This window comes from Negativicutes bacterium (assembly GCA_018052945.1).
Taxonomy (GTDB): Bacteria; Bacillota; Negativicutes; order JAGPMH01; family JAGPMH01; genus JAGPMH01.
Window position 1 is genome coordinate 14,147 of record JAGPMH010000018.1, and the last position, 14,344, is coordinate 28,490.

Sequence of the window (14,344 nt, forward strand, 5' to 3'; positions counted from 1 at the left end):
TCGTTATTTTTGTTGAGGTTCAATTCGCGCTACAATAGTTCCACTATTAATTTGTTCGCCAACGTCTACCAAAACTTCTCTGACTATGCCATCAGTTGTCGCTCTTGAGGCTGTTGCTGTGCCCGCTAAAGTTGAAACTTTTACTAACTCAGCCCCTTCTTGTACCGAGGCTCCAACACTTATTTTGCTTACTACTTTTCCTGCTAAAACTGATTTTTGATCCAACAAGCTACCAGCCAGTACTGTATATATGCCAAAAAGAAACATAAATAGCACTGCCATTATATAAATTCTCTTTTTATGGAGCATATTAAACACCCCTTTCTTATAATATCTTCCAATTCAATTATACATCATTGCTTGACAATATCAAGATTTTACTTTTTTACAATTGCCAATGCTGTCGTAACCTTGCGTTCTTTACCATCCGAAGGTTTATTGATAATATTATTATTTATAACCATTTCACTAGAGCCCCCACCATCAAAGTTAAGAGCCTGCACTGCACCGTTTTCTTGCATAAACAATGCCAGTTCCAGTAAAGTCATTCCGGCACTATGGCTCTGGCGACCATCAACCACCACCAACAAAATGTGATTATCTTTAGTCAAACCAATTGCCGTCCGCGGTGCTTTACCACCCGCTACATCACTACCAAACTGTTCTTGTTTAATGGAAATATAAATGCTGTTATTTTTAATCAGCATCGGTCCTACCCCTACAATATTATCGATTTTATTCCAGACTTCATTAATACTTTCATTTATTTGGATGATATCGCCTACTTGAACAGTATTAAACTGCTCCATTGCCGTTCCATGCACTGATAGAACGACCTGTCCATCACGCAATGATGAGTTGTTATTGTTTATCGCAATGACCTTATTATCTTGTAAAATATATTCTTTGCCAAATACATTAGTGTTCGTGCTGCTATCATAATATTTATTATAAATAACAACGCCATTTTCTCCGCGTTCGCAATTAATTCCTGTTATCGCTAAAATCTTACCATTAGGCAACCTAACCATACCATTATAATCAATTTGTCCAAACAAAAGTTTATTATCAGGCAATAAGCCTACTGCTGATCTTGTTAAGCCAGCTGCACTAATGATTTTACCATCAATTTTTGTTAATCCTAAAATCTCTCCATTTTTATTAAAATAAGACGCATTAATGGCCGCCAGCGCTTTGTTTCTACTACTCATAGAACTTACCGTCTCTAGACCAGTGATCATTTCATTAGATAAAATCGGCTTCAATTTATAATTTGCTGTTGGTGCAATATCAATAATATGGGCAGTGATATTGCCTTTTTCATTACTTTTAATAATTGTTTTATGTTCTACTCCTGGAGCAATATTTTCTTGCAACTTTTGTTCATATCCCTTGATAATATCAATATAAAATCTTTCGGGATTTTTAAGACTATTAACTTTATAGGCAACACCATAATTCAAATCAATAATAGCGGTAGTTGCTCCGCCACTTTCAGTAACACTAATAGTTTTAATCGCAGCATCATTTAGTCCTACTGTTTTAATTTTACTTAAATTTACGGTATTGCTAAAAGATATTACAATTCTCAACCCATTATTTAAAATATTGATTTTATATTCTGGAACTTTATCGCAATCAAAAACAATCCTTGTCGCTGCCGGAGTTTGACTAAATCTAATATTGTTGATTTGATAAGAAGGCGCCGCTAGTACCAGCCCCTGCCACAATAATTGTAGTGATAACAATATTGCCATTATTTTATGATAATTTTTCATTAACTACCGCCTCCCTTTAAGTTAAAATACCAGGCTTAAAGCCTGGTATCAATGGTGTTTTTATTTTTTTTCGAACTTTCCTCAAAGGATAGTTGTTTATAAAGAACATCTGCTAAACCAACGCCACCGGCTTTAGCCATATTTTTAGTCAATTCTTCATCTAACATTGACTGCATTATTTTTTCCGCTTGTGTTTTAGGCAATAACCCATCTTGCTCATTCACCGATTTTCGCATTTCACCATACATAAGATTTAAAAACATCGCTTCAAACTCAACACAAGCACCTTTTAATTTTTTTTGGCTACTATTATCGCCAGTCGCTTCTGCCATTTTCTTGACAAAATCGCTATTAGCTTTATTTTTGGCAGTTTCGACCGAACCTGCCAGACCCGGTGATGTTGATATTCCATTAATTTGCATAAATACACCTGCTTTTAAATAATCTCTAAGTCCGCATGCAAGGCTCCAGCAGCCTTCATTGCTTGTAAAATGGAGATAATATCCCGTGGCGTAGCGCCGACGGTATTAAGCGCTGTTACAATATCACCAACATTGGCGGTTGCCTCCAACACTAAAACATTCGCTTTGGGCTCATCTACTTTTACATCAGTATTTTGAGTTACGACCGTATCACCGCCAGAAAACGGTGGTGGCTGATTTACCTCTTGGGTTTTTGTTATTTTAATGGATAACCCACCCTGAGCAATCGCAACCTTATCAACAGAAATATTACTACCCATTACAATTGTGCCGGTACGTTCATTAATAACTACTTTAGCAATATTATCCGGCGTAATAAATAACTCTTCGATCGAAGAAACAAACCCAACTAAGTTATCACGTTCTTGAAAGGGTATTGTTACATCGACAGTTCCCGGATTAGTAGATCTGGCAATAGCACCATAACGAGAGTTTATCGCGGTAGCAATTCTATTAGCTGTAGTAAAGTCAGGTTTACTAAGCGACAATGAAATACTGCCACCATTTCCCAATTTAGTTTCTACTGTTCTTTCAACAATTGCGCCATTAGGAACAGTTCCTACAGTCACAAAGTTTTTTTGTACACTTTTACCAACAATAAAGCCACCGGTTGAAACAGCCCCCTGCCCTACCGCGTAAACCAAACCATTAGCAGCTTTTAGCGGAGTTTGCAATAATGTTCCACCTTGCAAGCTCTTCGCATCACCCATTGATGATACTGTAATATCAATATTATCACCATTGTTAACAAATGGTGGAAGCTGTGCCGTAACCATTACTGCCGCAACATTTTTCGTTTGTAATTGAGATTGATTTACAGTAACCCCAAAAGTCTTTAACATATTGGTGATTGACTGTATTGTCTCTAAACTTTTATTAGAATCGCCGGTTCCGGCTAAGCCAACTACTAAGCCATAGCCAATTAGTTGATTTGATCTAACCCCTTGAACTTTTGCAATATCTTTAATCCTGGCACTACTCTGTTCTTGTGCTAAAGCAGAAGACATACTACACAGTATTAATAATATTGCTAAAAAAATAATATTAAACTTACGCATAAATCCTCCACTTTAAAATAAAATATTAAAGACTTGAGTCAAAATACCTTGACGTTGTTTACTATTTAACGGACCCTTACCATCAAATTTAACTTCAGCATTAGCCACATATGATGATAAAACCGTATTATCAGGTTTAATATCATCAGGTCTCACAACACCGGTAATCGTAATTTGATGAAGATCCTTGTTTTGTTTTATTGATTGCGTTCCTGAAACAACAAGATTACCATTAGGCTTGACCTCAATAACTTGAACAGTCACTGTTCCGGTAACCGAATTAGAATTATTGATAGCACCGGAAGAACTGGATTTATCAGAGCCACTCGCTGTAGCCGCTGCTAAAAAATCAAAAATCCCTGTTCCAGCCTGCAAATCAACCGAGCCTTCTTTTTTATTGGAAGAATTGCTAGAACGACTAGCCTTTGAGGTTTCATTGATGATAATAGTTAAGTTATCACCGATTTTTCCAGCTTTGTGATCTGCAAATAAATTCAACCCGGTACTGTCATCAACCCATAATGATGTCGCAAAAACACTTGGCATCACCAGCAGTGCCATTACCGTCATTACTACCACCATGAACTTTTTATTGCGCACTACCGTCACCTACCTTTTATCAACACTGTATTTTTATCAAGAACCAGTCCTGAAATTATTTTTTTGGAAACTTCATTTTGCACTCTAATCATTTCGCCCTCTCGGCCATCTTGAAGTGCTGTCCCCACTGCCCTTACTTCAATACCATTGTTTTGATATACAATTTCAACGGTACTAGCCTTATTAATAATGATTGGATTATAGAGCATACCGGTATTAAGCACTGTTTCTGCCGCTAATACTCTTAACACAACCTTACCAATAATTTTATTAATGTCATTGATATAGCCTTGTGGAATTTTACTAATATCCATTCTAACAATCGCTAAGTCCGCACCAGTGATTATTTGATTAGGCATTAAGGGGTTTGTTAAAACCACTACTTGTTCATACCGTTTTACATTAAATCTTAGCTCAACTTTTTTCACCAAAACATCATCAAGCATTACATTGATAAACACATTCGTCGGTGCATTATATCTTACACCATACGGTAGTACCGGTTTTAAAGTTACTGTTCCCTCTCTAATCAGCAAATCTTGCGGCAAATTAACATTTTCAATAGTATAATCGGTTATAGCTTGCGGAATATTACTTTTTATATAGTTTTGTGCTGTAACTAACAATTCTTGTCCTGAAATAGTTTGTGATTTTGCAATAATCGTAATATTATCAGGAATATACCACGTTACATCATTATAATTTAAAGATGCTGCTGATATTCTCATTCCCAACAGCTCATTATTTAAAACCATTCTGCTCCCCGGTGACGGTGCACTACCTAAATTAACTTTTTTTAAAGTCTCAACTTTAGCATTATCAGCACCAATAATCTCGGCAATATCACCCAAAGTTAATTGGGCTTTATTTACAAAGACTTGTTCCGGAATAAAAATATTAATTCCTGAAGCATAGCTTATATTAGTGGTCAGCAAACAACCAAGAAACAATGCTACCCTTAGAAATCTTTTAAACATAACAGCTCACCCTAACGTTTTAAGCCGTTTGCAATTTCTAGCATACTATCAGAAGTTGTGATGGCTTTAGAGTTTGTTTCATAAGCTCTTTGCGCAACAATCATATTAACCATTTCTTCAACAATCTGAACATTGGACATTTCCAAATATTTCTGAGCGATACTGCCAGCGCCATCAGCTTCCGGCGCACTTACTACCGGTGTTCCCGAAGCAGCAGTTTCTTTTAATAAGTTTTTGCCAATATTTTCAAGACCGGCCGGATTAACAAATCGCGCAATTTGTATTTGTCCAATCTCTTGTGGTTCAGTTTGTCCTGGAATTGTTACTGCAACCCTGCCATCAGCAGAAATTGAAACATCCGTAGCATTTTCCGGGATGGTAATTTGCGGTTCTAACGGATAACCATCAGAGGTTACAATCAACCCTTGTGAATCACGTTTAAACGAACCATCTCTTGTATAATTAATCGTTCCATCCGGCATACTGATTTGATAAAACCCTTCACCCTCAATTGCCATATCCAACATATTACCAGTACTTTGGAAATTACCTTGAGTATATAGTTTCTGCGTCGCTGCAATTCTAACACCATTACCAATATTAATACCAGTCGGCACTTGGTTGTCAAGACCAGTAGTCGTACCGGCTTTACGCATATTTTGGTACATTAAATCTTGGAAATCACCTCTGGTTTTCTTGAAACCGGAAGTGTTGACATTGGCGATATTATTCGAAATAATATCGATATTTGTTTGCTGTGCTAACATCCCGGACGCAGCCGTCCATAATGAACGCATCATAATTAAAACCCCCACTATATTATTATTAAAACTATAACATGGAAAATTTTTTAAAGCTCTAGGTCATAATTCCCCAAATTTCAAACTATATTAATTATATCGACATTTATAAAAAAAAATTAAGCAAAATTATCCGATGAAAACTCATCGGATAATTTTTTTACTATTAAACTTTTCCTACTTCATTAACCGCTTTGTCTAACATTGCATCATGACTTTGCACAGCCTTAGCATTTGTTTCATAGGCACGATAAGCTGTAATTAGCTTAACCATTTCACCAACAACATTGACATTAGACATTTCAATACTGCCTTGGACAATTGTTGCGGTACTATCGGTCGGCGTCGCTCCATTCGGCGCTTTAAATAAAGTACTGCCTTCCTTTTCTAATTTAACATTTTCGGCAAAATCAACCAATCTTAAATTATCGGTTGGGACATCATCGACAATAATTTCTCCGGTAGGACTTACCGTGAATTTTGCATTTTCATCCACCGTAATCACGCCGGCAGTACCCATTACTTTATAACCATCACTGGTAACCAGTTCACCATTAGCCGAACGTAAAAAACTGCCGTTTCTAGTGTACCGCTCACCTTGTGGAGTATCAACCACAAAAAAGCCTTTGCCATCAATTGCTAAATCAAAGTCATTATCAGTCTTTCGCACCGCACCTTGGCTTTGACTTACCACCACTTCGGCTACAACTGTTCCTCGCCCTAGTTTGCCGACTTCTTGAACTTCACCATCATTTATTCTTTTTAACAAAACTGAAGCAAAATCGCTATTAATCGCTTCATCTTTTTTATAACCGGTTGTATTAACATTAGCAACATTATTGGAAATAACATCAGTTCTAATTGCTTCTGAAATCATTCCGGTTGTCGCAGTATATAGTCCTCTTATCACAAAAAGACCTCCCGCCTCATTTAAGCAATACTATTAGATTTCAAAGTACTTAAGCTGTCTTCCAAGTTTTCAATCGATTCCAACGCTTTACCAGTGCCTAAGGCTACACAAGATAACGGATCTTCCGCTAAGTACGTCGGAATTCCTGTTTCTTTTTGAATTAATTCATCTAACGCATATAATAATGCGCCACCACCGGTCATAACGATTCCTCTGTCCATAATATCAGCAGCAAGTTCTGGCGGAGTTATCTCAAGAACAGCTTTTACACATTGAACAATTGCTTCGACCGGTTCATTTAAAGCTTCGCCGGTTTCGACTGCTGACATTCTCACTGTTTTTGGTAACCCTGATAGCAAATCACGACCTCGAACTTCCATACTACCTTCACGACGACCTCTAATCGCCGTACCAATATTCATTTTGATTTCTTCAGCAGTCCGCTCACCAATCATCATATTATATTCTTTTTTAACATAACGCACGATAGCATCATCAAATTTATCGCCACCAATCCGGAGCGATTCACTTGCAACAATTCCGCCTAAGCTAATCACCGCCACATCAGTTGTTCCACCACCAATATCAACCACCATTGCCCCATAAGGCTCTGATATATCAAGACCTGCTCCTAACGCTGCTGCTAACGGTTCTTCAATCAAATATGTTTTTCTTGCACCGGCTTGTACCGCTGCTTCCAATACTGCTCTTTTTTCAACCGTCGTCACCCCGGACGGAATACAAACCATAATTCGCGGTTTGAAAATAAAGCTTCGGCCGGCTACTTTTTCAATAAAATGTCTTAACATACTTTCCGTAGTATCATAATCCGCAATAACACCTTCACGAAGCGGTCTTATCGCAACAATATTGCCCGGTGTACGCCCCAACATTTTTCTGGCTTCTTCACCAATCGCTAAAACTTTGTTAGAATCTCGATCAATCGCCACTACTGACGGTTCTCTTAAGACAACCCCTTTACCCTTTATGTAAACCAGCACATTAGCCGTACCTAAATCTACTCCTATATCCATTGACATCCCAAACAATATAAACGCCCCTTCACTACATAAAATTTCCTTTTTACTCTAACGTGATTTTATTCTACATTTAATACGCATTTCCTGCAATACAAAATTCATAATTATTAACAACTTTTATAAATAATTTTCGGACTGAAAAGTCTATTCTTTTTAAAAAAACCTTCCGACATTTTTGAGATATTTTTCTTCACCATAGCCCCTCTGTTTCAAACCAGCTTCAGCCATCATCAACACAGCACTTATTAAGTCATTAAGTTTCTTGTGCTGAATCCAATCAAGATTTCTTTTGGCACTAAGTTCACATAGTTCATTATTGCTAAAGATAATTTTATTGTCATGAAAAAATTTATTTAATAGTTCTTCCACAGCTTCAATCATTATCCCCAGCCCCAAATTAAAAGCCGACGGTGCTAACGCATTATCAAAGGCTTGGCTACAAGCACCTCTCCGTTCTAATGTACCATATACTTTCAATTCAGTATTGCAATAACTATAAAAACTATTTAAATCTTCTGCTTTTGCTTGATGAACATTCTCACCAAAATAATCTTTTAGTGATATGGGCTTTATAAATTCCCACTTATCGCGATACCGTAAAAATAAACACTTTTTTGCATACAGCTCGACTATATCATCAATAGTTTCAACTATCTCATCAATACTGCCTACCAGATTAGCTTTTTGAAAAGCACTGCGACTATAAATATAGTGTCGTCCCGAATAATAAATTCCTTCCGGAGTATCCAGCTTGGAGTTGGCAAATAACAGCGTTTCAATAAAATCAAGTTTAGAAAAAACATTTAAGGCCAATGGCATTTTATCTAAACTTATTTCTAAATGAGTTTGACTGGAAGAAATAAAAGCAAATAAATCTTTGTGTCCATGAAAGTTTGGTGGAGCAAAATACTCCAAAAATTACATTCTGCTTTTATTTCTTCATCGTCAATCAGCGTACTATTGATTGACGCAAAATCAGGATTTAACCCCTTGTCAATCAAACTATATCCGTTAGCTTGTAAATAATTTCTGATAATCTGTAGATAGTACGTTAGACTTTTTTCAATATTTAATAAGGAAGGCTGTGGCGCAAACGCTAGTTCCAAATTATTATAAGAGGTATCAAGCGTTATAACAATCTCGTTTTGCTTTTCCGCACCAATCAGTTGTGATTTGGAACTATATAGCGGTTTAAAGCCAGCTTTAAGCAGTCCTTTAAACAAATTTTCGATAATATTTTTTTCAATATTTTTAGCTTGCTTATGTACTATCGGATATTCTAGTTCAACCCCAACCTTCATTTTAGAATTACTAAAGCTTCTAATCGGACTTATCAATCGTTCATATAGTAAATCAGTTATCTTCATAAATCACCTATCAATACGAACAGCCAACATTGCAATATCCTCGGTTTGTTCCACCCCTTGACTATGTTGAGCAATTAATAAACTTACATGATCTATCATCATTTTTAACGTTGCATCCGGTCTATTGCCGATAAAACGGTTTAAATTTAACAACAATTTAGCTTCGGAATAAATTTCATTATAGTTATTAACCGCTTCCGTTATTCCATCAGTATAAGCAAAAACAATATCACCAGCTTCTAAGATTAGCTCACGTTGTTTATAATTCACATCCTTTAATACACCTAAAGCCATACTCTTAGACATTGGTAAATAATCAAACTTTATTCCACAGCGATAAACAAACGGATTATTATGCCCAGAATTAGAATAAGTGAATTTTCCGGTGCTAATTTCTAAAATACCAAAAAATACTGTTACAATAATATTCTCTTCATTATCAGCATTCAATTGGTTGTTAGTAATATTTAGCACTTCGCATGGCGTTAATCCGCTTAAAGCATTGTTTTTTAGCATCGTCTTTGTCTCGACCATAAATAACGATGTTCTAATGCCTTTTCCACTAACCGCCCCAATAGTTACAACTAAATGGTCATTATCAAGCATATAAAAATCATAAAAATCCCCGGCAGAATCATTAATCGGTTCTACGGTCGCATATAACGAAAAATTATCATCAGCATCATATGGCGGAAAGTTTTTCGGCAACAAAGTTTTTTGGATATTAGCAATAATGCTAGCTTCAGTTTCTCTATTACCCCTAGTTTGCGTTACTTCTTTTAAATTTGAAATATAAGTTTTCAAATCTATCACCATTTTATTAAAAGACTCTGTTAAATCTTTTATTTTCTTTTCGCTTTGATAATATTCGCCTAAATTTATATATTCCGCAGGCTCTTTAACCGCAAAAAACTTATAACTAAACTCTCTTAACGGAATAAAAAGGCTGTATTCAAATAATACTATATAAATAAGAGCAATAATTGTTGCTATGACAAAAATGATCATTATAGCTCTAATCGCACTAGCAATAACTCCGGCAATAATCGAATCCATATTACAATCCGCCCCAACCGCCAACACCGCTTCACCCTTGCTATTAAAAACCGGACCATAAGCTGAGGCTAACCAGCCATAAGTTGGATCATTAGTAAAGTCTAAGCCCGAAGTTGCCGTTTTAGTTCGCATCATCGTCATAATTTTATTATTGCCATCAATATAAGGATCGGTTTGACCAACTTTAATTGTTGAATATTGGCTATCACCTTCATTCGAAGCCGCATAGATATATACCAATTCATTATCCGTCGGCTTAAAAACATACAAAAATTTCAGCCCAAAAACTTTTTTAATTTCCTTTAACCGTGCATCTTTGTCTTTAAATTCATCACCAATGTAACCTTGATCAAGATAGCGCAATAACTCATCGCCATCTAAAATTTCCGCAGCTAACACTACTGCTCCATGTGCTTTTTCTGAATAGGTTTTTAGCACAACATCTCTAATCGAAAAGTAGTAAAATGCAATCATTCCAATAACCATGAGGAAAATAAAAAACATAAATCCAACAATATATTTCTTTTTATCATTAATATTGTTATTATTGCTCTGCTTTCTTGGAAACATTAGTAAAACAACCCCTTCATTTTTGTGCTAAAACTTTTACTGCTCCGTCTTTTAATGGCATAATAAAACAATCATTATGAGTATTGTCCTCTAAGTCTGTAATTAACGCTACTTTTTGCACTAAATTATTTTTTTTAACAAAACACAACCTTCCAAAAGCGCGATAAGTATGTTTAGCTGCCGCCACTGTAAAATTTCGGTCAATAGTAAGCTCGGGTAAAGTCGGCTTAGACCAATAAGAACCAAGACCTTGTTGAGGCTGCGCATTATTCCAATAACTATCAAAAGAGCTCATCATAACTTTAGTCAGCTCCAATGCTGCGTAATGACATTTATTGTAAATATCGCGGTCATTTTCGCTCTGTGCAATCTGGAATTTTTTTTGCATAACAATAGCGCCTTCATCAAAATTATCCGTTAACTGATGAATTGTGACTCCGCCATAATCATAGCCTTTATATATTCTCATTTCGATAGGGAAATACCCTTTCCCTTCCGGCAATAGAGAATTATGAATATTTATGCCCCGAAATTTTTTTGTGTCCGGTATTGGAATTTTACTATCATATTCCGCTGAAAAAAACAAATCACAATCATTACTGCTAAATAAAGTCTGCGCTTCGTCCAGCGTCATTTTATTATACCTAATTGGAATATTATTGTTCTTAGCTAACGCCGCTACCTTATCTTCTCTGATATATTCATTTTCATTGTGATAAGTATATAATGCTACTATTTCATGCTCCGAATTAACCAAATATTTAAAACATTCATAAAAAACATCAGTACCAAAATAAATTATTTTCATAACCTTACCCTTTTTTTAAGTTTTCAAGATTAATAAAAAACAATCCCAGTAATACCAGAGATGTTAGTGCAATCAACAAAATCCCATAGCTTATGCCCGATAACATCGCTATACAAAAATAGCCGGCGCCATCACATAAGCAATATTTTCAAAAGTATTTTTAATGCCATTCGCTTTGCTGATACCGAATTTATTAACAATCTCTAAGGTATTATAATAAATATTTTGTGCCGTAAAGGTAAAGCTATCCGCCACCCCTAAGATAATAAGCGCAATAACCGCCGTTGTTAAACTCGGTTTTAGTGCAAATAGCCCCAAAGCTACTACTGATAACAAGCTTCCGATGATCATATTGATTTTTTTGCTAAATAACTTTTCTAATTTAGGCGCAAGTAAGGGGCCTAAGTAAACCACAAAAATGCCATTGAGCAAAAATGCCTGCGCAATCCTTGTCGTCGTAATATTGTTTTGATCAGCAAACAGCGGAAAGAAATAATATAAAAAGTAACTCATCACAAGATAAGGAATAAAGATAAAGAAAAAAAAGCTGATAATTTTAGGATTAATTAAAAATTTACCAATACTAATTTTTGATTGTTCGGTTTTGCTGACCTTAGGACTAATATTAAGGGCTACATTTTTTAGTAAGTATAATCCTAAAGCGATGCCACCTAGAATAGTTGCCGCCGCCACAAAATACACTTGCCGTTGACCAATAAAATTAGCCAAAGAACCTCCAATCACACAGCCGATATTAATAGCCGCAAAATATGAGGCAAAATAATACGCATAGCCATCACTGAGAATTTTTTCATTATCCGCTTCACTAATAAAAGTTAGTAAAGCGACATGTACAAAGCCCATTCCAATCCCAATCACCGCTTTGCCGATTGTAAATACAATAACATTCGGCAAAATACCACAGATTAAAAATCCCAATAAACTGATAGTGGCACCACTAAACAATAGTTTTTTAAGACCAAGCTTAGTTTTCAAACTACCGCCGAGCCAAGCAAAAATAGCGGTAGTACAAACTTCTGCTGATAAGGGAATCGCAATACCAATTTCTGCCGGTAAATTAAAAATTGGTTCATAAATTTTTGTCACATAAATCGGCGTAAAAGAGTTTTGCATGAAATCAGCCACCAACAAAATAAAACTCAATGGTCTAATCACCGCAATTACTGTTTCATCATAATTTAGTACAACGTTATTAAATCTTTGTTTAAGATATTCAGTTAAGTTTAACAATGCGTTGTCCCGAATCATCAACAACACAAAAATTGTTATTGTTATCGTTATTGACTGTTGCTAAGGCCGGATTCTTAAACTGAAACTGTCCCGCTAAGGGATTTTCCAGTAACAAATCAATCTTATTCTGTAAAAAAATAAACATTAAAACTACACTGAACAATGTTAGCAAAACTTTATATTTTTTCATAACAGCCTCATAAATTTTAAAAATAGTCTTACTCTTAATTATAAGCTATTGCTATGATATTTTAAATTTATTTTTACAGTAATTGAAAAAATTTTAATTATCATACAGTATATTAATGTAAAAAAAGGCAATTGATAAGCATCAATTGCCTTTTTACTATATTCTTTTTATGTCGGCCCCAAGATTACATAATTTATCTACTAAACCATCATAACCTCTATCAATATGATGAATACAGCCAATTTGCGTTTCGCCCTCAGCTACTAAGCCTGCTAGCACCATCGCTGCTCCGGCTCTTAAATCAGTAGCTTTAACTTGGCAACCCGATAATTTTTTCACACCATCAACAATCGCACTGCGACCATCTACTTTAATATTTGCCCCCATCCGCTTTAGTTCATCCACATGCATGAATCTGTTTTCAAAGACAGTTTCACTAACAATACCACTACCACCAGCAATAGTCAACATCGCCATCAATTGTGCTTGCATATCTGTCGGAAAACCCGGATAAGGTAATGTTTTAATATCAACCGCTTTAATATTACCGGTTCCTTTTACTCTAATACCATTTATTTCTTCTTGAATAAATACTCCAGCTTCCTTGAGTTTAGCAATAACAGGTTTTAAATGCTCACTTAAGGCATTTTCAATATAAACATCACCGTTGGTCATTGCCGCTGCAACCATATAAGTTCCCGCTTCGATCCGATCAGGAATAATAGTATAATTGCAACCTTTTAAAGCTTTAACGCCTTCGATTTTAATAATATTAGTGCCGGCTCCTTTGATATTAGCCCCCATTACATTTAAATAGTTAACTAAATCAATTATTTCTGGTTCATGCGCCGGATTTTCTAAAATAGTTTGTCCTTCAGCCATACAAGCTGCCATAATAATATTCTCGGTCGCACCAACACTAGGAAAATCCAAATAAATTCTAGCACCCTTCAACCCATTAGGTGCTGAAGCCTCAATATAACCTTCACCACAATCAATTTTAGCGCCTAAGGCATCAAAGCCTTTTAAATGTAAATCAATCGGTCTAGTGCCAATCGCGCATCCACCCGGTAATGAAATTTTAGCTTTACCGCAACGGGCTAACAACGGTCCCATTATCAAAAATGACGCTCTCATTTTTCTGACAAGCTCATATGGAGCTTCACAAGATGAGATTACGCTACTATCAATATTCAGCGTATTATTACCACCATTAGAGACCTTAACACCCAAGTGCCCTAATACCTCTGAAATCGTTCGAACATCTTCCAAGTCAGGAACTTCTTCCAAAATACTAGGACTAGTCCCTAGTAAGGATGCTGCTATAATCGGTAATACAGCATTTTTCGCTCCACTAATTTTCACTTTACCCTCTAAACGCTTACCACCATTTACAACTAATTTCTCCATGAAGTCCTCCCATAATAACTAAGGCAAATATATCTAACTTTACTCTG

Annotated in this window: 16 protein-coding genes; all 16 read right to left on the minus strand. The window is 35.8% G+C overall.

Translation table 11 applies throughout. From position 1 onward, the window contains the following. Positions 1-3: 3 nt before the first annotated feature. On the minus strand, positions 4-267 hold the full coding sequence (locus tag KBI38_04315; protein MBP8629294.1) for a hypothetical protein: 264 nt from the start codon (positions 265-267) through the stop codon (positions 4-6). A 110-nt stretch (positions 268-377) separates the two neighbouring features. Continuing rightward, on the minus strand, positions 378-1,778 hold the full coding sequence (locus KBI38_04320; GenBank protein MBP8629295.1) for a phosphodiester glycosidase family protein: 1,401 nt from the start codon (positions 1,776-1,778) through the stop codon (positions 378-380). Positions 1,779-1,813: 35 nt separating this feature from the next. Then, positions 1,814-2,200: a rod-binding protein gene (locus tag KBI38_04325; protein ID MBP8629296.1), complete on the minus strand. Its 387-nt coding sequence runs from the start codon at positions 2,198-2,200 to the stop codon at positions 1,814-1,816. A gap of 14 nt (positions 2,201-2,214) precedes the next feature. After that, positions 2,215-3,318 carry a flagellar basal body P-ring protein FlgI gene (locus tag KBI38_04330; GenBank protein ID MBP8629297.1) on the minus strand — a complete coding sequence of 368 codons (1,104 nt, stop codon included), beginning with the start codon at positions 3,316-3,318 and terminating at the stop codon, positions 2,215-2,217. A 12-nt stretch (positions 3,319-3,330) separates the two neighbouring features. After that, positions 3,331-3,900, minus strand: coding sequence for a flagellar basal body L-ring protein FlgH (locus KBI38_04335; GenBank protein MBP8629298.1), 570 nt, complete (start codon positions 3,898-3,900; stop codon positions 3,331-3,333). A 23-nt stretch (positions 3,901-3,923) separates the two neighbouring features. Continuing rightward, positions 3,924-4,895: a flagellar basal body P-ring formation protein FlgA gene (gene flgA / locus KBI38_04340; GenBank protein MBP8629299.1), complete on the minus strand. Its 972-nt coding sequence runs from the start codon at positions 4,893-4,895 to the stop codon at positions 3,924-3,926. A gap of 11 nt (positions 4,896-4,906) precedes the next feature. Then, positions 4,907-5,695, minus strand: a complete 789-nt coding sequence (flgG, locus tag KBI38_04345; GenBank protein MBP8629300.1) for a flagellar basal-body rod protein FlgG — start codon at positions 5,693-5,695, stop codon at positions 4,907-4,909. Between the two features lie 166 nt (positions 5,696-5,861). Then, positions 5,862-6,605 (minus strand): flagellar basal-body rod protein FlgF, encoded by a 744-nt coding sequence (gene flgF / locus KBI38_04350; GenBank protein MBP8629301.1) that lies wholly within the window; start codon positions 6,603-6,605, stop codon positions 5,862-5,864. Between the two features lie 20 nt (positions 6,606-6,625). Next, positions 6,626-7,645 carry a rod shape-determining protein gene (locus KBI38_04355; GenBank protein ID MBP8629302.1) on the minus strand — a complete coding sequence of 340 codons (1,020 nt, stop codon included), beginning with the start codon at positions 7,643-7,645 and terminating at the stop codon, positions 6,626-6,628. A gap of 153 nt (positions 7,646-7,798) precedes the next feature. After that, positions 7,799-8,560 (minus strand): hypothetical protein, encoded by a 762-nt coding sequence (locus KBI38_04360; GenBank protein ID MBP8629303.1) that lies wholly within the window; start codon positions 8,558-8,560, stop codon positions 7,799-7,801. Further along, positions 8,482-9,012 carry a hypothetical protein gene (locus KBI38_04365; GenBank protein ID MBP8629304.1) on the minus strand — a complete coding sequence of 177 codons (531 nt, stop codon included), beginning with the start codon at positions 9,010-9,012 and terminating at the stop codon, positions 8,482-8,484. The genes KBI38_04360 and KBI38_04365 overlap by 79 nt, the downstream gene beginning before the upstream one ends. A 3-nt stretch (positions 9,013-9,015) precedes the next feature. Continuing rightward, entirely contained in the window at positions 9,016-10,638 is a 1,623-nt protein-coding gene (locus KBI38_04370; GenBank protein MBP8629305.1) for a serine/threonine-protein phosphatase, read from the minus strand. A gap of 16 nt (positions 10,639-10,654) precedes the next feature. Further along, positions 10,655-11,446, minus strand: a complete 792-nt coding sequence (locus KBI38_04375) for a hypothetical protein (protein MBP8629306.1) — start codon at positions 11,444-11,446, stop codon at positions 10,655-10,657. A gap of 108 nt (positions 11,447-11,554) precedes the next feature. Continuing rightward, positions 11,555-12,715, minus strand: a complete 1,161-nt coding sequence (locus tag KBI38_04380; GenBank protein ID MBP8629307.1) for an MFS transporter — start codon at positions 12,713-12,715, stop codon at positions 11,555-11,557. Then, complete coding sequence (locus KBI38_04385) at positions 12,681-12,887, minus strand: hypothetical protein (protein ID MBP8629308.1); 207 nt, start codon at positions 12,885-12,887, stop codon at positions 12,681-12,683. The genes KBI38_04380 and KBI38_04385 overlap by 35 nt, the downstream gene beginning before the upstream one ends. 156 nt (positions 12,888-13,043) lie before the next feature. Further along, entirely contained in the window at positions 13,044-14,297 is a 1,254-nt protein-coding gene (gene murA, locus KBI38_04390; protein MBP8629309.1) for a UDP-N-acetylglucosamine 1-carboxyvinyltransferase, read from the minus strand. Positions 14,298-14,344: the final 47 nt, after the last annotated feature.